Genomic DNA, 20,962 nt, shown 5'->3' on the forward strand with positions numbered 1-20,962 from the left:
TGCTTCAATACGAACCCAACTCCGTCAATCCGGTGGGTAAGGATTTCCCACAGAGTAGCATAGACAGGCTTTCAAGCTCGGCCCAGACTGACTGACCGTAATCCTGTTTTAGTGTGATTTCCATCTGGGTCAGTAAGCGAACGGCCTGAGACAGCTGGGCAAGAGACAGGCGTTGCAGTGCCTGAGTCACCAGCGCCCGGCGGTTTTGCCAGACTTTTTGCTGATCAAACAGGGTCCTGATCGGCGTCGTGTCCATTTTCCGTTTCAGATTGAGCAGCATCAGCAGCTCACGCTGTACGGTTCGCAGTAAAATAACCGGCTCGCTGTCTTCCTGTTGCAACTGACGCAAAATATGCCAGGCTCGCTTACTTTTCCCGGCCAGTAACGCATCCAGCCAGTGATAAGGTGTGAAATGTGCCGCATCGTTGACGGCCTCTTCGACGCGCGGTAGCGTGAGTTTGCCATCCGGATAGAGCAGGGAAAGACGCTCCAGCGACTGCGCCAGCGCCAGCAAATTTCCTTCATAGCAGTAGCACAAAAGCTGATTAGCCGGTTCATCGAGTTCAAGTGAAAGTTCTTTGGCGCGACGGGTCACCCAGCGGGGAAGTTGTGCCTGTTCGGGCGTCTGACAACTGACGAAAACACCTTTGTCACTTAACGCTTTAAACCAGGCGCTGTTTTCCTGCGCTTTAGTCAGTTTTGTACCGCGCAACAGCAGCAGAATATCGTCGTGGAGCAGGGTGGTCAGTTTGAGTAATTGTTCTGCCATCGGCGCCGTCGGGCCATTTTCGGGCAGAATAAGCATCAGGGTCTGCCGGCTGGCAAACAGGCTCAGGGCCTGACAGATGCTGAAGATGGACTCCCATTCGGTATGGGCGTCAAGAATGTAGGTGTAGTGCTCCTGGAAGTCAGCCTGCTGGGCAGCGTGACGTATGCTGTCCTGGCTTTCCTGCAAAAGCAAAGGGTCGTTTCCACATAACACATAACAAGCGCGCAGCCCCTCACGGAGCTGCGCGGCAAGTTGTTCCGGATAAACTCGGATCATTGTGCGGAAGGGGTGGCCGGTGCCGTGGAAGATGCCGCAGAGGCATCAGACGACGTCGTGGCTGATGAACCGGTAGAAATGACTTCTACCTGACGCCCGCCGACATCCTCTGCTTTCTGCAATTCTGAAGCATGGACGGTCAGCAACTTACGGATCAGTTGCTGCGCAGCCTGCTGGCGCATTTCCTCGATAATGATGTCCTGTTCGTTATCTTTGGCCAGCGCCGTTAACGGGTTGTCAAAGAAGGAACGGAACACTTTTACATGGATAGGATACAAATCCTTGCCAGGCATCAGAACCGTCGCATTAATGTTCATTTCCATCTGATATTCCGCAGTCTTACCGTCCTGGAAGATTGATGCGGTAGTCTGACCCACTGACTCAGCCCCAATGCGCAGCGACGGGATATCCTTACGCTGTTCTTTGGTCGGATCATCAACAATGGTCACATTACTTAGACGCAGCTGAGCCCTGATATTACGAGTCAACGGACCATATGGATCCCCACTGTCCAAAACGATTGTTTTCAGTTCGTCAGGAACATTGGTTTTCCCACGTAAATGGAATCCACAACCTGCTGTAACCAGCACTGCTGCGGTGAGCAGCAATGTCATTATGGGATGTCGCACAGATCCTCCTTGACTCAACCTACAACCAGGTTAAGCAGTTTGCCCGGGACGTAGATTACTTTGCGAACCGTAACCCCATCCAGATATTTTGCGACCAAATGTTCTTCTGCCGCACGATCGCGCACTTGTTGCTCGGTAGCATCAGCGGCTACGGTGATTTTAGCACGCACTTTACCGTTCACCTGTACAACGACCAGCTTGGAATCTTCAACCATTGCCTGCTCATCAGCTTGTGGCCATGGCGCGGTATCCACGTCGCCTTCTCCTTGCAGCGACTGCCAGAGGCTGAAGCAGACGTGCGGAGTGAATGGATAAAGCATACGGACAACCGCCAGCAAGGATTCCTGCAGCAGCGCACGGTCCTGTTCGCTATCCTGAGGTGCACGACCCAGCTTGTTCATCAGTTCCATGATTGCCGCGATAGCGGTGTTGAAGGTCTGACGACGACCGATATCATCGGTCACTTTGGCGATGGTTTTATGCAAGTCACGACGCAGATCTTTCTGTGCTTCATTGAGAGAAGCCACATCCAGAGCGGCAACAGGACCTTTTTCTGTGTGCTCGAAGGCCAGTTTCCAGACACGTTTCAGGAAGCGGTTTGCCCCTTCAACGCCGGACTCTTGCCATTCCAGCGTCATTTCTGCCGGAGAAGCGAACATCATAAACAGACGCACGGTATCTGCACCGTATTTATCGACCATCACCTGCGGGTCGATGCCGTTGTTTTTAGACTTGGACATCTTGCTCATGCCCGCGTAAACCAGTTCGTGGCCTTGCGGGTCAGTGGCTTTGGTGATGCGACCTTTTTCATCACGTTCAACAATGGCATCCGCCGGGGAAACCCAGATACGTTCGCCGCTGTTACCGGTGTAGTAGAACGCGTCAGCCAGAACCATACCCTGACACAACAGGCGCTTGGCCGGTTCGTCAGACTCCACCAAACCTGCATCACGCATCAGTTTGTGGAAGAAGCGGAAATACATCAGGTGCATGATGGCGTGTTCAATACCACCGACATACTGATCGACTGGCAACCAGTAGTTGGCGGCCGCAGGATCCAGCATACCTTCGTCATATTGCGGGCAGGTGTAACGCGCGTAATACCAGGAAGATTCCATGAAGGTGTCAAAGGTGTCGGTTTCACGCAGACCCGGCATACCGTTGACGGTAGTTTTCGCCCACTCAGGATCCGCTTTAATCGGGCTGGTGATGCCATCCATTACGACGTCTTCGGGCAGAATAACCGGCAGTTGATCTTCAGGCGCAGGAATAACGGTGCCGTCTTCCAGCGTGATCATCGGAATTGGTGCGCCCCAGTAACGTTGACGGGAAACCCCCCAGTCGCGCAGGCGATAGTTCACTTTGCGCTGACCGACACCCTGAGCAACCAGTTTATCGGCAATGGCATTGAAACCGTCTTCGTGGTTCAGACCATCAAATTCGCCAGAATTGAACAGTGTACCTTTCTCAGTCATGGCTTCAGCGCAGACATCAGGATGGCTGCCATCAACGTTGAAGATAACCGGTTTGATCTGCAGGTTATATTTGGTGGCGAATTCCCAGTCACGCTGGTCGTGAGCTGGAACGGCCATTACCGCACCGGTGCCGTATTCCATCAGAACGAAGTTAGCGACCCAGACTGGCAGCTTTTCACCGGACAGCGGGTGAATGGCAAACAGACCGGTTGCCATGCCTTTCTTTTCCATCGTCGCCATTTCTGCTTCGGCAACTTTGGTGTTACGGCATTCGTCGATGAAATCGTTCAGCGCAGGATTATTCTGTGCGCCCAACTGTGCCAGAGGATGACCGGCAGCCACAGCGACGTAGGTCGCGCCCATAAACGTATCAGGACGGGTGGTGTACACCGTGACTTTTTCATCGCTGTCAGCCACATCAAAGGTGATTTCCACGCCTTCTGAACGCCCGATCCAGTTGCGCTGCATGGTTTTCACCTGCTCTGGCCAGCTTTCCAGCGTGTCCAGATCGTTAAGCAGCTGATCGGCGTAATCGGTGATTTTGATAAACCACTGAGGAATTTCTTTACGTTCTACTTTGGTATCGCAACGCCAGCAGCAGCCGTCGATAACCTGTTCATTCGCCAGAACGGTCAGGTCATGCGGACACCAGTTCACTGCGGAGGTCTTCTTATAAACCAGACCTTTTTCGTACAGCTTGGTGAAGAACCATTGTTCCCAGCGATAATAATCAGGCTTACAGGTCGCGATTTCACGATCCCAGTCATAGCCGAAGCCCAGCAATTTAAGCTGGTTCTTCATGTATTCGATGTTTTCGTAAGTCCACGGCGCAGGTGCGGTGTTGTTTTTAACCGCTGCTCCTTCCGCTGGCAGGCCAAACGCATCCCAGCCAATCGGCTGCAGAACGTTTTTACCGAGCATGCGCTGGTAACGGGAAATCACGTCACCGATGGTGTAGTTGCGCACGTGTCCCATGTGGAGACGGCCTGATGGATAAGGCAACATGGAGAGGCAATAATATTTCTCCTTGCCAGGCTGTTCGGTAACTTTGAAGGTTTGCTTCTCTTGCCAGTGAAGCTGAACGTGTGACTCGATGTCTTCTGGACGGTATTGCTCTTGCATGGCGGCCGGTGGTCCTGTGAGTGAAAACAGCTACGCCTGTAGCTCAAAAAGTTTTAATCAAAAGATCCGCATAGCATAGCTGATAAGCGGTTGGAGCAACAACACCCAGCGAAGGCTAAAGGGAATTTCTGTCCGCTTCTGGCGCAATATTCATAATCTGCGAGTCAGCGCGAGATAATCTGCGCAACGGATCAGGGATTTACGACTAAAATAAAGGCAGTGCGTTCCCGCCGTGAAAATGGTTATGACAGTTCAAGGAGAGGAAATATGAGCAATATTACGCAATCTTACCGTCAGTTGGTGACATCACTGACCGAGCGGTTAAAACACGGTGAACGTGATATCAGCGCGCTGGTACAGGATGCCCGCGTCAGACTGCAGGAAGAGGGCAAGCTGACGGAAATCCAGATTGAACAGTTAACGTCGGCGGTACGCCGCGATTTGCACGAATTTGCCCGCAACTATGAAGAAAACCAGCAAGCCGTGGCAGAAGAAGATGACGGCACGGACAGTGTGTTCATGCGGGTCATTAAAGAAAGCTTGTGGAAAGAGCTGGCCGATATGACCGATAAAACCCAGCTGGAATGGAAAGAGGTTTTTAAAGATGTCAGCCATCACGGGATTTATCACAGCGGAGAAGTCGTCGGTCTGGGCAATCTGGTGTGTGAAAACTGTCATTTTCACTTAGCGGTGTATACGCCGGAAATTCTGAGTAAATGCCCGAAATGTGGTAACACTGAGTTTACGCGTCGTCCGTTTGAACCTTAAGCGTCAGACACCTGCCCCGGAGAGATGGGGCAGGTGTGCTTTCTTTTTTTCAGTGCCGGTCAGTGCAGGATCTTCGCCAGGAAATCCCGGGCGCGATCGGATTCCGGATTATTGAAGAAATCGTCTTTATTGCGATCTTCTACAATCTTGCCTTCATCCATGAAAATCACGCGGTTGGCCACTTTACGGGCGAAGCCCATTTCGTGTGTCACCACCATCATTGTCATACCTTCGTTTGCCAGCTCAACCATAACGTCGAGCACTTCGTTGATCATTTCCGGATCAAGAGCGGACGTCGGTTCGTCAAACAACATCGCGATCGGATCCATACACAATGCACGGGCAATCGCCACACGCTGTTGCTGACCACCGGAAAGCTGGCCGGGGAATTTATTGGCGTGCGCGGACAAACCGACACGATCCAGTAATTTCAGGCCTTTGTCTTTCGCTGCCGCTTTATCACGTTTTAAAACTTTGACTTGCGCCAGTGTCAGGTTATCGATGATGGAAAGGTGCGGGAACAGTTCGAAATGCTGGAAAACCATGCCCACTTTTGCACGCAGTTGCGCCAGATTGGTCTTCTTGTCATTGACCGGCGTCCCGTTGACCAGGATCTCACCTTTCTGAACTGGTTCGAGTCCGTTAACGGTTTTGATCAGCGTCGATTTCCCTGAGCCTGAAGGCCCGCAAACCACCACAACTTCACCTTTTTTAACTTCGGTGCTGCAATCGGTAAGCACCTGAAAGTGCCCGTACCATTTAGAAACATTCTTCAGTGAAATCATGAAACGGTCCTTTTCTTCAAATAACGCACCAGCAAGGAAGCACAAAGGCTGATAACAAAGTAAATAAGTCCTGCAAACAGCACCATCTCAACCAGCGTACCGTCACGGTCACCAATATTAGATGCGCTGCGGAAGAAGTCTGCGAGGCCCAGAACATACACCAGCGAAGTATCCTGGAACAAAACGATAGCCTGCGTCAGCAGTAACGGCACCATCGCGCGGAAAGCCTGCGGCAGGATAACCAGCTTCATCGACTGCCACTGTGTCATACCCAGCGCCAGCGCTGCAGAAGACTGACCGCGTGCGATGCTGATAATCCCTGCGCGGATAATCTCCGAGTAATACGCCGCTTCAAATAACGCAAACGCGACCATCGCAGAAATCAGGCGGATATCGGTTTTAGGTGACAGTCCGAGCACTTTTTGCAGAAAGCCCGGCACAATCAGATAGAACCACAACAGCACCATGACCAGCGGAACCGCGCGGAAAAGGTTGACGTAAGCCGAGGCAAACCAGCTGATCGGCTTGAACGTTGACAGGCGCATGACCGCCAGCAGGGTGCCCCACAAAATACCGACTACAATCGCCAGCGACGTTATCTTCAGCGTAATGACCATGCCTTGCCACAGATAGGGCAGGCCGGGACCAATAGAACTCCAGTCGAATTCATGCATGCTTATTTCCCTCCCATGTTGCCCGGCAGGCGGACTTTACGTTCTACGAAATGCATCAGCAGCATGATGACGGCATTGATAAGGACATAAGCAACGGTGATTGCAGTGAATGATTCATACGCATGCGCGGAGTAATCCAGCAGCTTACCGGCTTGTGCGGCCATATCAACCAGACCAATGGTCGAGGCAATGGCGGAGTTTTTCACCAGATTAACCATCTCAGAGGTCATTGGCGGCACGATCACGCGGTAAGCATTGGGCAACAGCACATAGCGGTAAGTTTGCGGCAGCGTAAGGCCCATCGCCAGTCCGGCATTGCGTTGTCCGCTTGGCAGGGACTGGATGGCTGCACGCACCTGTTCGCATACACGGGCGGCGGTGAACAACCCGAGGCAAATTACCGAGGAAGTGAAGAACTGTACGTCAGGCGCCAGTTCGGATTTAAACCACATGCCGATATTTTCAGGCAGCAGTTCAGGGACCACCAGATACCAAATGAAGAATTGCACGATTAATGGCACGTTACGGAATAATTCGACGTAACAGGTACCAATACCCGAAAGGATGCGGTTGGGGACGGTACGCAAAATACCGAACAGAGAACCGATGAGGAAGGCGATTATCCATGCGCAAATTGACAGTGCGACAGTGACCTGAAATCCATTCCAAATCCAGCCCAGATAAGTTGTGTTACCGAAGGGGGCTTGTTGCAGAAAAATGCCCCAGTTCCAATCTATTGACATAAAAACTCCGTAAAGCGGGTAAAGGCTTACCCATCTGAGTGATGACGCAATCCGCCTAAAGTGAATGGGAAAGAATGCGGGGTGGGGAACGACCACCCCGCATCTGTATCATCACAGGTTGGTGGTCCAACCTTGTATTTTAGTCACTTTTCACTCTTCTCTTGGTTATACCCGTCCATTTGGTATGACTTACAGCGCCTTATCGTTTGGCGCTTTGAACAGAGCTTTCATGTCATCGGACAGCTCAAAGTTCATATTCAGGTTTTTCGGAGGAATTGGTTTTTTGAACCAGGTTTCAAACCATTTGCCTGCTTCACCGGAGGTTTGTGCCTGCACGATGGTGTCATCAACCAGTTTTTTAAACTCAGCATCGTCTTTACGCATCATGCAGCCATAAGCTTCTTTGGATTGCGGCGTGCCGACAATTTCCCAGTTGTCTGGTTTCTTGGCTTTCGCACGTTCACCGGCCAGCAAGGCGTCATCCATCATGAAGGCCACTGCGCGGCCAGTTTCCAGCGTACGGAAGGAGTCACCGTGGTCTTTGGCACTGATGATGCGCAGATCCAGTTTTTTCTCTTCGTTCAGCTTGTTCAGCAGAACTTCGGAAGTCGTACCGGAGGTTACAACAACAGTTTTGCCTTTAAGGTCAGTGAAATCTTTAATCTCCGAACCTTTTTTCACCAGCAGACGTGTACCGATCACAAAGATGGTGTCAGAGAAGGCCGCTTGTTGCTGACGTTCCAGGTTGTTGGTGGTTGAACCACATTCGAAATCGTAGGTGCCGTTTTGCAGCAGCGGGATACGGTTCTGCGAAGTGATTGGCATCATTTTGACCTGCAGGTCAGGCAGGTTCAGTTTTTTCTTCACTGCGTCAACGATAGCGTCAGAATAGTCCTGTGAATAACCCACAACTTTTTGTTCGTTGTTGTAGTAAGAGAATGGCACTGAGGATTCACGGTGACCCACCACGATAACGCCATTGTCTTTAATTTTTTTCAGGGTGCCGGTCAGTTCTTCTGCGTGAGCAAAGCTGCTCACGGTAACGCTTGCCAACAGTACTGATAACGCCAATTTGCGCAATTGCATGTCCAACTCCTTGCTGTCATTAGGGATCCAAACTCAGGGATCAGAAAGTACTAATGCCTCGTCATATGAAGCTAGAAAATAGCTGAATGTGAATATTATGAAACCACATTGTTTCTTTTTTGAGACGAGACACGCACCAAATCAAAGCAATCAAACGGCTATGCACCCGGAAAGTGCATGAGGAGCAGCCTGTTTGTACCAAAATGATGCATCCTGTCATAAAAAGTAACTAATCAGATATCTTTCAATCAGATGTAGCAAGAGTCGTGCCAAATGGCCTGATTTAACTTCATAAGCGGGCAAATCGGCAGCGCTTAATGCCGCAGTCGAAACAATCGGCAGCAGGTAAAAGGGGAGGGGTATTGAGATTAAAAAGGGGTGCTACAAAAAAGAACAGACACCCGGAGGTGCCTGTTTTAGAAACAAAACGCTTGTACTCAGGATTTACGGCGACCCAACCACAGCGCAACTGCCGCCATGACTGCCGTAGCAAACCACACCGGCCACCAGCCAGCCCGGGCATAAGGTGTCATACCCGTTGTCGGTGTGACCTTCACGTTCAGCACCTGACGGGTAAACTGCGGAATTTCGTGGGTCACATCGCCCTGAGCATCAACGACGGCGGTAATGCCATTATTGGTACTGCGCAGCAACGGGCGACCCAGTTCCAGCGAACGCATACGTGCCATCTGGAAGTGTTGCCATGGGCCAATCGAATGACCAAACCAGGCATCGTTTGAAATTGTCAGCAGGAAATTAGTATCCGGTTGCAGATTGTCGCGCACCTGTTCGCCGAAGACGACTTCGTAACAAATCGCCGTGGTCAGATTCAGGCCACTGACAAACAACGGTTTCTGCACGTAATCACCACTGGTCAGCCCGGACATCGGCAAATCGAAGAAAGGTGCCAGCGGGCGAAGAATGGCTTCCAGCGGTACGAACTCTCCAAAAGGCACCAGATGATGTTTGTTGAAGCGGTTTCCGTCAGGATAGTGATAGGGCTTTTCACCGCCGAGCACGATGGCGCTGTTATACACTTTCATGCCTTCTTCATTGCGACGGGCATCGATAATGCCGGTGATTAACTGGGTGCCGTGTGAGCGGTAGATATTATCCACCATGCTCAGGAAGCCCTGCTGATCGGATTCAATGTCTGAAATTGCTGATTCCGGCCAGATGATCATGCTGGATTTACCCACGTACGGGCGGCTGAGATCGAGATAGGTCTGCAGCGCACTTTCCAGCGCTTTCGGATCCCATTTCATGGACTGTGGAATATTGCCCTGAACCAGCGCCACATCGACCGTTTTATCTGGCTGTTCCTGATACCAGTGGATATAACGCAGCGGCCACGGCAGTAACAGCATGGCAACAGCGATAATTCCCGGTGTGACGCGACGCTGATGTACCGCGTACACAATCAGTCCGCTCAGCGAGGTGAGTAAAATCGTGATGCCGTCGACGCCGGTAATCGGCGCGAGGCCTTTCAGCGGACCGTCGATCTGGCTGTAGCCGAACTGTAACCACGGGAAACCGGTCAGCACCCAGCCGCGCAGGAATTCAGTAACTTGCCACAAGGCGGGCGCGCCAAGTGCCAGTTTCCACCAGGTGGTTTTCGGCCACAGTTTGCTGAACAAGCCGGCAAACAACATCGTGTACAGCGATAAATACGCTGCCAGCAAGACCACCAGGAAAAGGTTGATCGCTTCCGGCATGCCGCCAAACGTGGCGATGCTGACATACACCCAGTTTACGCCGCTGCCAAAAAGACCCATTCCCCAGAAAAAACCGATGAGCGCGGCCTGAGCCGGACGACGATCGAGCGTTAATGCCAGCAGACCGCACAGCGAAATGATCGCCGCAGGCCAGAAGTCATAAGGGGAAAATGACAGCGTGCCACAGGCACCGAAAAAGAGCGCCAGCAGGGCGCGAACCCGCTGGCGTTGATATAAAGAGGCAATTGCCATGAAGTAATTATTCTTCCAGTATCGGTTGCGGCGCGTCGTCCGGTATTTTTACATGAACCTGAATGATACGACGGCTGTCAGCCATCGCAACCTTGAACAGGTAACCGTCAATTTCAATGCTTTCACCACGCGCCGGTAAATGGCCGAATGACTGCATGACCAGACCACCAATCGTATCGACTTCGTCGTCACTGTAATGGGTCCGGAACACTTCATTAAAATCTTCGATCGGTGCCAGTGCGCGGACGGTGTAGGTATGGCGGCTGAGCTGGCGGATATCCAGATCTTCTGCTTCATCGTACTCATCATCGATTTCGCCGACGATCAGTTCGAGAATATCTTCGATGGTTACCAGACCTGAAACGCCGCCGAATTCATCAACGACAATCGCCATGTGGTAACGCTGTGAGCGGAATTCCTTCAGCATGCGGTCTACGCGTTTGCTTTCAGGGACAACGACCGCGGTTCTCAGCACTTTATCTATGCTGAATGGCTCAGACTCTGTGCGCATAAACGGCAGCAGGTCTTTGGCCATCAGGATGCCTTCAATGTGATCCTTATCTTCGCTGATCACCGGGAAGCGTGAGTGTGCAGATTCAATAATGACATCGAGGCACTCTTCCAGCGGCTGGTTGCGTTTTAGCGTGATCATTTGTGAACGTGGGATCATGATGTCCCGGACGCGCTGCTCGGCGATATCCATCACGCCTTCCAGCATGTCACGGGTATCGGGGTCGATCAGATCGTTTTGTTCTGAATCACGGATCAGCTCAACCAAATCGCCACGGTTTTTTGGTTCACCGTGAAAAAGCTGGCTAAGGATAAGGGAAAAGAAGCCCTTCTTGGGACTGGGGCTGTCACTATTTTGTGAATGGTCATCGCTCATGGCGTTTGGTTTTTTTTACTCGTAGTTAGTGAAAATTATGCGAAACGCCTGCGGATGAACACGTTATCAGGCAGGCATTACGCGAGTTTACTGTGAAGCTTAGTTATCTTCTTTCTCTGAAATATACGGATCCGGATACCCCAGACCCTGCATGATTTCAGTTTCAATCGATTCCATTTCTTCGGCTTCTTCGTCAACGATATGGTCATAGCCCAGCAAATGCAAACTGCCGTGAATGACCATATGCGCCCAGTGAGCCAGAAGTTCTTTGTCCTGCTCTTTTGCTTCTTTCTCCACAACCTGGCGACAAATAATCAGGTCGCCAAGAAGCGGCATCTCCATACCAGGAGGTGCTTCGAACGGAAAGGATAACACGTTGGTCGGTTTATCCATCCCACGATAAGTCATATTAAGTTCATGACTTTCAGGGATATCGACCAGACGGATTGTGACTTCTGATTCTTCCTGAAACTGAGGAAGAACCGCTTCAAGCCAGGTCTGAAAATCATTTTCTGACGGTAAACCTGCTGCATCTTCGCAGGCAATTTGTAAATCGAGGATTACCGTGTTCATTGACTGGCCTGTTGTGTTGAGCTGTTCTGATGTTCATGTTTACGCTCTGCGGCAATCGCATCGCGGCGTTTTTGATCTTCTTCTTCCCAGGCTTCGTACGCAACAACAATGCGCGCAACGACCGGGTGACGTACCACGTCTTCACTGTGGAAGAAGTTAAAGCTGAGTTCTTCGACTGACGACAGCACTTCAATCGCATGACGAAGCCCTGATTTCTGATGACGCGGCAAGTCGATTTGCGTCACGTCACCGGTGATCACCGCTTTGGAGTTAAAGCCAATACGGGTCAGGAACATCTTCATTTGTTCGATAGACGTGTTCTGGCTTTCATCAAGGATAATAAAAGCGTCGTTCAATGTACGTCCACGCATGTAAGCCAGCGGGGCGACTTCAATAACGTTGCGCTCAATCAGTTTTTCAACTTTCTCAAAACCGAGCATTTCGAACAATGCGTCATACAGCGGGCGCAGATATGGGTCAACTTTCTGACTGAGATCCCCCGGCAGGAAGCCCAGTTTTTCACCGGCTTCAACGGCAGGGCGGGTCAGAAGAATGCGGCGCACCTCCTGACGCTCCAGCGCATCCACCGCAGCAGCCACGGCCAGATATGTTTTACCGGTACCTGCAGGACCGATCCCGAAGGTGATGTCGTGGTCGAGAATGTTGGCGATATACTGCGCCTGATTGGGCGTGCGCGGCTTCACCATGCCACGCTTGGTTTTGATGATGACCGCTTTGCCGAAGTCGGGCACACTTTCTGCTGTTTGTTCCAGCACCCGGCTTTCTTTGATCGCCAGATGAATTTTTTCAGGATCGATATCCTGGATCTCACCGCGCAGCGGCGCAGTGTCAACGTATAAATCACGCAGGATGTCGGCGGCTGCCGCAACCGGCAGGCTCTTTCCGACCAATTTAAACGCGTTATCACGACGGTTGATTTCAACGCCCAACCGGCGCTCCAGTTGTTTGATATTGTCATCAAACGGCCCGCACAGGCTCAGCAAACGCTGGTTGTCTTCGGGCTCCAGTAAAATCTCTTGTGTTACAACGTTCAAACGAATCCTCTGGGTCACTTCGGACCAGTTGTCATTTCACCCGGCTGAGTCACTGCTTTCAGCCGCCAACCATACCTGACTTAATAATACATGCCCTTGGCAAAATATGCTGCGCCGTGGCAGCAGTTGCAGGCACCGTCATCCGGATATGCGGCCTTTGCTGGAAAATTAAACCCTTATGATGAGGTTATTACCGAAAATCTCAAAAGAAACAGGACGCCGGAGCGCCCTGTTGATTTCAGGCTGTGCATTATTCTGGTGGTTCAGGGTTGATATAGTCCAACGCCCAATTCATTTTCTTTGCGGGTGCGTTCGATAACTGATTGTGGTGATTCATGCAGGCGAAGCGCCATCTGTTCTTCCGTACGGACAACCACACCGCGCAGTGAGTTGGCATACACGTCGACAATTTCGACATCAACGAACTTACCAATCATGTCCGGTGTGCCTTCGAAGTTGACCACGCGGTTGCATTCGGTACGGCCGGTCAGCTCCATAATGTCCTTGCGGGACGTGCCTTCCACCAGAATACGCTGAACAGTACCCAGCGTGGCGCGGCTAAAGCGCATGACTTGCTGTGTGATTCTGTCCTGTAACAGCGCCAGACGCTGTTTCTTCTCATCCATGCTCACATCATCAACCATATCTGCCGCCGGTGTGCCCGGACGCGGAGAATAGATGAAGCTGAAGCTGACGTCGTAATTCACCTGCGCAATCAAATCCATCGTGCGTTCAAAATCTTCGTTCGTTTCGCCAGGGAAACCGATGATAAAATCTGAACTGAAATGAATATCAGGACGCGCGGCGCGTAACTTGCGGATAGTCGATTTATATTCCAGCACTGTATGAGGACGCTTCATCATCGTCAGAATGCGATCGGAACCACTTTGGATCGGCAGATGCAGGAAGCTCACCACTTCAGGCGTATCTTTATAGACTTCTATAATATCATCAGTAAATTCCACCGGATGACTGGTGGTGAAACGGATACGGTCGATACCGTCAATCGCTGCCACCAGACGCAGCAGCTCAGCGAAGGTGCACACGCCACCCTCAAACGCATCGCCACGATACGCATTAACGTTCTGGCCCAGCAGGTTAACTTCACGCACGCCTTGCGCGGCCAGTTGTGCCACTTCAAACAATACGTCATCGCACGGGCGGCTGACTTCTTCACCGCGCGTATAAGGCACTACACAGAAGCTGCAATATTTGTTGCAGCCTTCCATGATGGAAACGAAAGCGGTCGGGCCGTCTGCGCGCGGTTCCGGCAGGCGGTCAAATTTTTCGATTTCAGGAAAGCTGATATCCACGACCGGGCTTTTGGTGCCACGTACGTGGTTCACCATTTCCGGTAAACGATGCAAGGTTTGCGGACCGAAGACGATGTCGACACAAGGCGCACGTTTACGCAGCATTTCGCCTTCCTGTGATGCGACGCAGCCACCCACCCCAATGATAATATTCGGGTTTTTCTTTTTCAGTAATTTCCAGTGTCCGAGCAGGCTGAACACTTTCTCCTGCGCTTTTTCCCTTATTGAGCAGGTATTCAGCAGCAGAATGTCTGCTTCTTCAGCGTTATCCGTCAGCTGGTAACCATGGGTGCTGTCGAGAAGGTCAGCCATTTTGGATGAATCATATTCATTCATCTGGCAGCCCCAGGTTTTTATGTGCAGTTTTTTAGTCATCAGCGTGTCAGTACTCAATACGGGAAACGTTAGATCGGCAGTGCCGCAGTGCATAGCATAGTTCAGGGGCGCTATTGTAAACCCTCACTCCAGTGCTGACCAGTGCAGGAAAGCAGCTTAGGCCCTGATGCCAACACAAAAATCCGGTACACTTCGCATAATGAACTGAACAGAAAGCCGGAATAAAATGAATAATTCTGAGAAGACATTTGATGCAGTCATTGTGGGTGGCGGCATGGTGGGCGCTGCCACAGCCCTGGGGCTGGCGCAGCAGGGATTGCAGGTTGCTCTGATAGAGAATGAAGAACCTGCCGGGTTTGATCCGTCAGCGCCGGCTGATTTGCGTATCTCCGCGATTGGTTGTGCGTCTGTGCGCTTTTTACAGAAACTGGGTGCGTGGGGTGCGGTTGAGAAAATGCGCTCAGTCCCATACCGCCGCCTGGAAACCTGGGAAGTTGACGGTTCTGAAGTGAAATTTGATGCGCAGTCTCTCGGATTGCCGGAACTGGGCTTCATGGTCGAAAACCGGGTACTTCAGCTGGCGCTGTGGCAACAGTTTGATGCCCTCACCAGTCTGACCCGTTTGTGCCCGGCAAAATTGCGTCACCTTTTGCAGCACGATGATAAAACCTGGTCTTTGCAACTGACTACGGGTGAATTACTGCGCACGCCACTTGTGGTCGCTGCCGATGGTGCGAATTCCCTGGTGCGGCAGTTAGCGGGGATTGGTGTGGATGGCTGGGAATACCGCCAGCACTGTATGCTGATTCATGTCGAAACCGCAACGCCGAATCAGGACGTGACATGGCAGCAATTTTTCCCTTCCGGCCCGCGGGCGTTCCTGCCGCTGTTTGATAATCAGGCCTCGCTGGTCTGGTATGACAGTCCGCAGCGTATCCGTTATCTGAAAACGCTGAATATGCAGCAACTTACGACAGAAGTGATGCAGGCTTTCCCGGCACGGCTGGGCACAGTGAAAGCAATATCCGCAGGTGCATTCCCACTGGTTCGCCGTCACGCTCAGCGTTATGTCTTACCGGGGCTGGCGCTGGTGGGTGACGCAGCGCACACCATCAATCCTCTGGCAGGGCAGGGCGTCAATCTGGGATACCGTGATGTGGAAGCGTTGTTATCGGTGCTGGAAAAGGCGCGTGACCATGATGAAGCGTGGAGCAGCGAGAAAGTCTTACTGCGCTATCAGCGTCAGCGTCGTCTGGATAATCTGCTGATGCAAAGTGGGATGGATTTATTCTATACCGCCTTCAGTAACGATCTGGCACCGGTGAAAGCGTTGCGTAATCTGGCGCTGATGACCGCACAACGTACGGGTGCACTGAAAACCAAAGCACTTAAATACGCATTGGGGATTTAATGACGTCAAGGCTGGTGGGAAAACATCTCCACCAGACCTCTATTTTTAGATAAATATTTAAAATACAGAAAAGCAAAAGGCCTGCTAAAAAGCAGGCCTTTCTAATGTGGCTGGGGTGCCAGGATTCGAACCTGGGTATGCTGGTATCAGAAACCAGAGCCTTACCGCTTGGCGACACCCCAATTTTGTTTCTCACTACCTTTTGAGTAGTGTACTGCAAATAAAATGGTGGCTACGACGGGATTTGAACCTGTGACCCCATCATTATGAGTGATGTGCTCTAACCAGCTGAGCTACGTAGCCAAATTCTACTGACTTACTTCAAAACTTCAAGCACTAATTTAACTAACTTAATAATAAATTTCAAGTGCTTACCAATTATACAGAAAGAAGTATGGCTGGGGTACCTGGATTCGAACCAGGGTATGCTGGTATCAAAAACCAGTGCCTTACCGCTTGGCGATACCCCAACAGTACAACTTCTTCAAATTGGATTTTCCTCACAACCACATCAGTACAACAATGTGAAAGGTAAGAAAATGGCTGGGGTACCAGGATTCGAACCTGGGAATGCTGGTATCAAAAACCAGTGCCTTACCGCTTGGCGATACCCCAACTGTGCTGCCGATGTCTGGAAATGGTGCGGGAGGCGAGACTTGAACTCGCACACCTTGCGGCGCTAGAACCTAAATCTAGTGCGTCTACCAATTTCGCCACTCCCGCAAAAAGATGGTGGCTACGACGGGATTCGAACCTGTGACCCCATCATTATGAGTGATGTGCTCTAACCAACTGAGCTACGTAGCCATCTTTTTTCGCGCTACCTTCATCGGCGTTGCGGGGCGCATTATGCGTATATGACCGTTTTGCGTCAACACCTTTTTTGGAGAAAAAGGCCTGACGGCGTCCATTTGTCTGGCTTATAACCACTCTGGTGATTAATTGGACAAAAGACATTATTTTTACTGACTTTACCCATTAAAAAACGGGCCTGAAGAGGCCCGTTTGCTACAAGGATATTTACCGGTAAATCGGTTATTTATAAGCGGACTGATGCACGCCAACGGCACGGCCAGAAGGATCGTCCATGTTTTTGAACGCTTCGTCCCATTCAATAGCTTTCGCTGAAGAACAGGCCACTGACGGCCCGCCAGGCACACATTCAGCCGCGCTTGGCACCGGGAATAACTCTTCAAAAATCGTACGGTACAGGTAGCCTTCTTTCGAGGTCGGCGTGTTGTACGGGAAACGGAAATGTGCAGTTTCAAGCTGTTGATCGGTGATCTGCTGAGAGGCCACTTCTTTTAAGGTATCGATCCAGCTGTAACCTACGCCATCAGAGAACTGTTCTTTCTGGCGCCAGGCCACGCTGTGTGGCAAATAAGACTCGAAACATTCACGCAGGATATGTTTCTCCATCTTGCCGTTGCCGCACATCTTGTCTTTCGGGTTGATACGCATCGCGACGTCGAGGAATTTTTTGTCCAGGAACGGGACGCGGGCTTCCACACCCCAGGCTGACATGGCTTTGTTGGCACGCGCACAGTCATACATATGCAGGGCCAGCAATTTACGCACGGTTTCTTCATGAAATTCTTTGGCGTTTGGCGCTTTATGGAAATACAGGTAGCCGCCCAACACTTCGTCTGCGCCTTCGCCAGACAACACCATTTTGATGCCCATCGCTTTGATTTTACGCGACATCAGATACATTGGCGTTGATGCACGGATAGTCGTGACGTCATACGTTTCAATGTGATAGATAACATCGCGGATAGCATCCAGACCTTCCTGCACGGTGAAGTGAATTTCGTGGTGCACGGTGCCTAAATGGTTGGCGACTTCCTGAGCAGCGCGCAGGTCCGGTGAACCTTGCAGACCGACGGCAAAGGAGTGCAGTTGCGGCCACCAGGCTTCGCTCTGATCTTTATCTTCAATACGGCGGCCGGCAAATTTCTTGGTGATGGCGGAAATCACGGAGGAATCCAGACCACCGGACAGCAGCACGCCGTAAGGCACGTCAGACATCAGGTGACTTTTTACCGCTTCTTCCAGCGCATCTTTCAGCGCTGCAGCGTCGGTCACATTGTCTTTGACGTTTTCGAAGTCAAACCAGTCACGCTGGTAGTATTCGCGAATTTCACCGTCCTGGCTCCACAGATAGCTGCCTGCCGGGAATTCTTTGATGGTGCGACAAACCGGCACCAGCGCTTTCATTTCTGAAGCGACGTACATGTTGCCGTGTTCGTCGTAGCCCATGTACAGCGGGATAATGCCCAGATGGTCGCGGCCAATCAGGTACGCGTCTTTTTCTGTGTCATACAGAATAAAGGCGAACATACCTTGCAGTTCATCGAGGAAGGCAGGGCCTTTTTCCTGATACAGCGCCAGAATGACTTCACAGTCAGATGCGGTCTGGAATTCATACTTGTCGCCCAGTTCTGCGCGCAAAGCCTGATGGTTGTAAATTTCGCCGTTCACAGCCAGAACGTGGGTGTGTGCTGCGTTGTACAAAGGTTGTGCGCCGTTGTTCACGTCGACAATGGACAGACGCTCATGCGACAGAATGGCTTTATCGCTGGCAAACACACCGGACCAGTCGGGTCCGCGGTGACGCATCAGGCGCGACAGTTCCAGCGCTTTTTTGCGCAGCTCGACAGCGTCAGTTTTGATATCGAGCACACCGAAAATTGAACACATATGACTTTCTCCCTAACGACCTTTCTCTGGCTGTTATTTTTATGATTACGAATGAGGATCAACGTTGCCGTTCTTTCAGTTTTAGCCCGGCGTTGTTGCGTTGCTGACTATGAAAATGCGTCAAAACCCCTATGTTGTGCAAGTGGTTTAACGCTCTTCTGATAAATAGTTGGTTGATGGTGGGTGATCTTTGATGAATCACCAGTTTTATAGCGATTCTATTAGCGGATTATTAATTTAATCGCCAAAAATTGAGGAGGATTCAAAAAAAGAGAAAAGTGGATAAAAATCAGACGGCAAGACAAAAAAAAGAGCCTGAATAAAGATCCAGACTCGTTTTCAGGCAGTGGCCGGAAACGCTTAAATCACGTCGATATCGGCAACTGAAGGGTAAATCCAGGTCGGACGGAAAGGCATTCCCTCAATATCGTTGAGCGTGGAAACGCCAGTCAGCACCAGAACGGTTTCCAGACCTGCCTGGAAGCCCGCCAGAATGTCAGTACGCAGATTATCCCCCACAATGACGGTATCTTCGGAATGCGCCTGCATTTTATTTAACGCCGAACGGATAATCCACGGACTCGGTTTGCCGACATAAAATGGCTGGCGTCCGGTAATTTTTTCGATCGGTGCACACAATGCGCCGCAGGCAGGAACAAAACCGTGTCCGTGGTTATCAGGATTTGTCGCGATAAAGCGCGCGCCGTTTGCCACGAAATAGGCGGCTTTATGGATCATGTCCCAGTTATAAGAACGGGTTTCTCCGACAATCACGAAATCAGGATTGATATCGGTAATGGTAAAACCGGCTTTATAGAGTTCATGAATCAGCGCACCTTCGCCGACGACATAGGCTTTTTTGCCTTCCTGACGTTTGAGGAAATCGGCTGTGGCCATCGCAGAGGTGAAAAATGCACTTTCAGGCACGTCGAGACCGGCAGCGCCGAAGCGGTTTGCCAGATCCTGTGCTGTCTGGGAAGGGTAGTTAGTGAGAATAACCAGAGGCATTCCCTGTTCCTGAATCCGCGCCAGAAAACGATCGGCGCCAGGTACTGCGGTATTGTCGTGCAACAGCACGCCATCAATGTCACAAATTACGTTCTTTATCGTCATAATTTCCAAACCCACATTTTCAGTCCCATTCCTGGCAGCCAGATACTATAGCACGTCTTAATTTTCCATCAGACGCTGTAACAGAACGCCATTCAGCATCGCCCGTTTAACCAGGGCAAACGCACCAATCGCTGACTGATGATTCAGGGCAGAGGTCACTACCGGTAAATTACGGCGGAAATCTTTCAGAACCTGCGCATTAATGCAGTTCTGAATTGCCGGAAGCAGAACCTTATCGGCTTCGGTGATTTCGCCGGCAATCACGACTTTTTGCGGGTTGAACAGATTTATCGCGATCGACACACCTTTACCCAGCTGGCGGCCAACGTGTTCGATGACTTCGGTTGCCAGCGGATCGTGGCGGTTGGCCGCTTTGCAGATCGCCGAAATTGAACAGTCATTCAGACTCAGCTTGCTGGCGTAGCCTTGCGTCAGTAAATGGCGCACCCGATTTTCGATGGCAGCGTTAGCCGCAACGGTTTCCAGACAGCCGAAATTACCGCAATGGCAGCGTTCGCCCAGCGGGTCGATCTGAATATGGCCGATTTCACCGACGTTGCCGTTACTGCCGAGAAAAATCTGGCCGTTAACGATGATTCCGGCACCGGTACCGCGGTGTAAACGAACCAAAATGGAGTCCTGACAGTCGCGGGTTGCACCGAAGTAGTGTTCGGCAAGCGCCAGACTGCGGATATCGTGGCCGACAAAACTGGTGACTTTAAACCGGGCTTCCAGCGCATCGACTAATTTCCACGCGCCCACGCTGATATGCGGCATATAGCGCACGATGCCTTTATTCGGATCGACCAGCCCCGGAAGGATGACGGAAATGGCAATCAGTTCGCGGATTTTGCGCTGATTCAGTTCAATGAATTGCTGGATAGCCTCGAACAGCGCGTTCTCCAGGGTTTCCTGGGTGCGTTCGGGCAGGGCGTAATGTTGTTCGGCCAGCGATTTTGCGCTGAGATCATAAAGCGTAATCGTCGCATCATGGCGACCAAGACGTACTGCGATGGTATGGAAAGGGCGGGTTTCGGTGATGATAGAAATAGCGCGGCGCCCTCCGGTGGAAGCCTGCTGATCAACTTCTTTAATCAGCCCGCGCTCAAGCAATTGTCGGGTAATTTTGGTCACACTGGCGGGCGCTAACTGACTCATGTCAGCAATCTGAATGCGCGAGATGGGACCTTGTTGGTCAATCAGGCGGTAAACCGCCGCGCCGTTTAACTGCTTAACCAGATCAACGTTGCCGATTTGTGCCTGCTGTCCGCCAGTTGTCAT

General features: G+C 51.2%; 17 protein-coding genes and 6 tRNA genes. 2 read left to right on the forward strand and 21 right to left on the reverse strand.

Translation table 11 applies throughout. The features are described from left to right. Positions 1–4: 4 nt before the first annotated feature. Genes holA through leuS form a run of 3 tightly spaced genes read right to left on the reverse strand, consistent with a single transcriptional unit; the run spans position 5 to position 4,271 of the window. Positions 5–1,045 carry a DNA polymerase III subunit delta gene (gene holA, locus DXU84_RS01225; protein ID WP_013576492.1) on the reverse strand — a complete coding sequence of 347 codons (1,041 nt, stop codon included), beginning with the start codon at positions 1,043–1,045 and terminating at the stop codon, positions 5–7. Then, positions 1,042–1,674, reverse strand: a complete 633-nt coding sequence (gene lptE, locus DXU84_RS01230; RefSeq protein WP_200227049.1) for an LPS assembly lipoprotein LptE — start codon at positions 1,672–1,674, stop codon at positions 1,042–1,044. Before lptE ends, holA begins: the two co-directional genes overlap by 4 nt. A 14-nt stretch (positions 1,675–1,688) precedes the next feature. Then, entirely contained in the window at positions 1,689–4,271 is a 2,583-nt protein-coding gene (gene leuS, locus DXU84_RS01235; RefSeq protein ID WP_153374615.1) for a leucine--tRNA ligase, read from the reverse strand. Positions 4,272–4,538: 267 nt separating this feature from the next. Between leuS and DXU84_RS01240 the strand changes: the two genes are divergently transcribed. Further along, positions 4,539–5,039: a zinc ribbon-containing protein gene (locus tag DXU84_RS01240; RefSeq protein WP_013576489.1), complete on the forward strand. Its 501-nt coding sequence runs from the start codon at positions 4,539–4,541 to the stop codon at positions 5,037–5,039. Positions 5,040–5,098: 59 nt separating this feature from the next. Here DXU84_RS01240 and DXU84_RS01245 read toward each other — a convergent pair whose 3' ends face one another. The 9 genes from DXU84_RS01245 to miaB all read right to left on the reverse strand — a co-directional run bounded on the left by DXU84_RS01245 (position 5,099) and on the right by miaB (position 14,496). After that, positions 5,099–5,824 (reverse strand): amino acid ABC transporter ATP-binding protein, encoded by a 726-nt coding sequence (locus tag DXU84_RS01245; protein WP_013576488.1) that lies wholly within the window; start codon positions 5,822–5,824, stop codon positions 5,099–5,101. Then, positions 5,821–6,498 carry a glutamate/aspartate ABC transporter permease GltK gene (gene gltK, locus DXU84_RS01250; protein ID WP_013576487.1) on the reverse strand — a complete coding sequence of 226 codons (678 nt, stop codon included), beginning with the start codon at positions 6,496–6,498 and terminating at the stop codon, positions 5,821–5,823. The genes DXU84_RS01245 and gltK overlap by 4 nt, the downstream gene beginning before the upstream one ends. Before the next feature lie 2 nt (positions 6,499–6,500). Then, positions 6,501–7,241 (reverse strand): amino acid ABC transporter permease, encoded by a 741-nt coding sequence (locus tag DXU84_RS01255; protein ID WP_013576486.1) that lies wholly within the window; start codon positions 7,239–7,241, stop codon positions 6,501–6,503. Positions 7,242–7,430: 189 nt separating this feature from the next. Continuing rightward, complete coding sequence (locus tag DXU84_RS01260) at positions 7,431–8,327, reverse strand: amino acid ABC transporter substrate-binding protein (RefSeq protein ID WP_013576485.1); 897 nt, start codon at positions 8,325–8,327, stop codon at positions 7,431–7,433. A 437-nt stretch (positions 8,328–8,764) separates the two neighbouring features. Then, the gene (gene lnt, locus DXU84_RS01265; protein ID WP_112151684.1) at positions 8,765–10,294 is read right to left on the reverse strand and encodes an apolipoprotein N-acyltransferase; all 1,530 of its coding nucleotides are present in this window, start codon (positions 10,292–10,294) and stop codon (positions 8,765–8,767) included. Between the two features lie 7 nt (positions 10,295–10,301). Next, positions 10,302–11,180: a CNNM family magnesium/cobalt transport protein CorC gene (gene corC, locus DXU84_RS01270; protein ID WP_013576483.1), complete on the reverse strand. Its 879-nt coding sequence runs from the start codon at positions 11,178–11,180 to the stop codon at positions 10,302–10,304. Positions 11,181–11,279: 99 nt separating this feature from the next. Further along, positions 11,280–11,753 carry an rRNA maturation RNase YbeY gene (gene ybeY, locus DXU84_RS01275; RefSeq protein ID WP_013576482.1) on the reverse strand — a complete coding sequence of 158 codons (474 nt, stop codon included), beginning with the start codon at positions 11,751–11,753 and terminating at the stop codon, positions 11,280–11,282. After that, entirely contained in the window at positions 11,750–12,826 is a 1,077-nt protein-coding gene (locus DXU84_RS01280) for a PhoH family protein (protein ID WP_112151683.1), read from the reverse strand. Before DXU84_RS01280 ends, ybeY begins: the two co-directional genes overlap by 4 nt. 245 nt (positions 12,827–13,071) lie before the next feature. Further along, positions 13,072–14,496, reverse strand: a complete 1,425-nt coding sequence (gene miaB, locus DXU84_RS01285; RefSeq protein ID WP_013576480.1) for a tRNA (N6-isopentenyl adenosine(37)-C2)-methylthiotransferase MiaB — start codon at positions 14,494–14,496, stop codon at positions 13,072–13,074. Positions 14,497–14,683: 187 nt separating this feature from the next. Here miaB and ubiF point away from each other — a divergent pair, with 187 nt between their 5' ends. Continuing rightward, complete coding sequence (ubiF, locus tag DXU84_RS01290; RefSeq protein WP_153374617.1) at positions 14,684–15,868, forward strand: 3-demethoxyubiquinol 3-hydroxylase; 1,185 nt, start codon at positions 14,684–14,686, stop codon at positions 15,866–15,868. Between the two features lie 107 nt (positions 15,869–15,975). Here the strand turns inward: ubiF and DXU84_RS01295 are convergent. From DXU84_RS01295 to DXU84_RS01335, 9 genes are all read right to left on the reverse strand, one after another. Beyond that, a tRNA-Gln gene (locus DXU84_RS01295) sits at positions 15,976–16,050 on the reverse strand. 44 nt (positions 16,051–16,094) lie between these two features. Further along, positions 16,095–16,171, reverse strand: a tRNA-Met gene (locus DXU84_RS01300). A gap of 92 nt (positions 16,172–16,263) precedes the next feature. Next, positions 16,264–16,338, reverse strand: a tRNA-Gln gene (locus tag DXU84_RS01305). Between the two features lie 70 nt (positions 16,339–16,408). Next, positions 16,409–16,483, reverse strand: a tRNA-Gln gene (locus DXU84_RS01310). Positions 16,484–16,506: 23 nt separating this feature from the next. Next, a tRNA-Leu gene (locus tag DXU84_RS01315) sits at positions 16,507–16,591 on the reverse strand. Positions 16,592–16,598: 7 nt separating this feature from the next. Further along, positions 16,599–16,675 (reverse strand) — tRNA-Met (locus DXU84_RS01320). Positions 16,676–16,903: 228 nt separating this feature from the next. Next, positions 16,904–18,568, reverse strand: a complete 1,665-nt coding sequence (asnB, locus tag DXU84_RS01325; protein WP_013576478.1) for an asparagine synthase B — start codon at positions 18,566–18,568, stop codon at positions 16,904–16,906. 360 nt (positions 18,569–18,928) lie between these two features. Then, positions 18,929–19,681 (reverse strand): HAD-IIA family hydrolase, encoded by a 753-nt coding sequence (locus DXU84_RS01330; protein WP_015690266.1) that lies wholly within the window; start codon positions 19,679–19,681, stop codon positions 18,929–18,931. Between the two features lie 57 nt (positions 19,682–19,738). Then, positions 19,739–20,962, reverse strand: a complete 1,224-nt coding sequence (locus DXU84_RS01335; RefSeq protein ID WP_013576476.1) for an N-acetylglucosamine repressor — start codon at positions 20,960–20,962, stop codon at positions 19,739–19,741.

It is taken from the genome of Rahnella sp. RcJ3, assembly GCF_009498575.1.
Classification (GTDB): Bacteria; Pseudomonadota; Gammaproteobacteria; order Enterobacterales; family Enterobacteriaceae; genus Rahnella; species Rahnella aceris.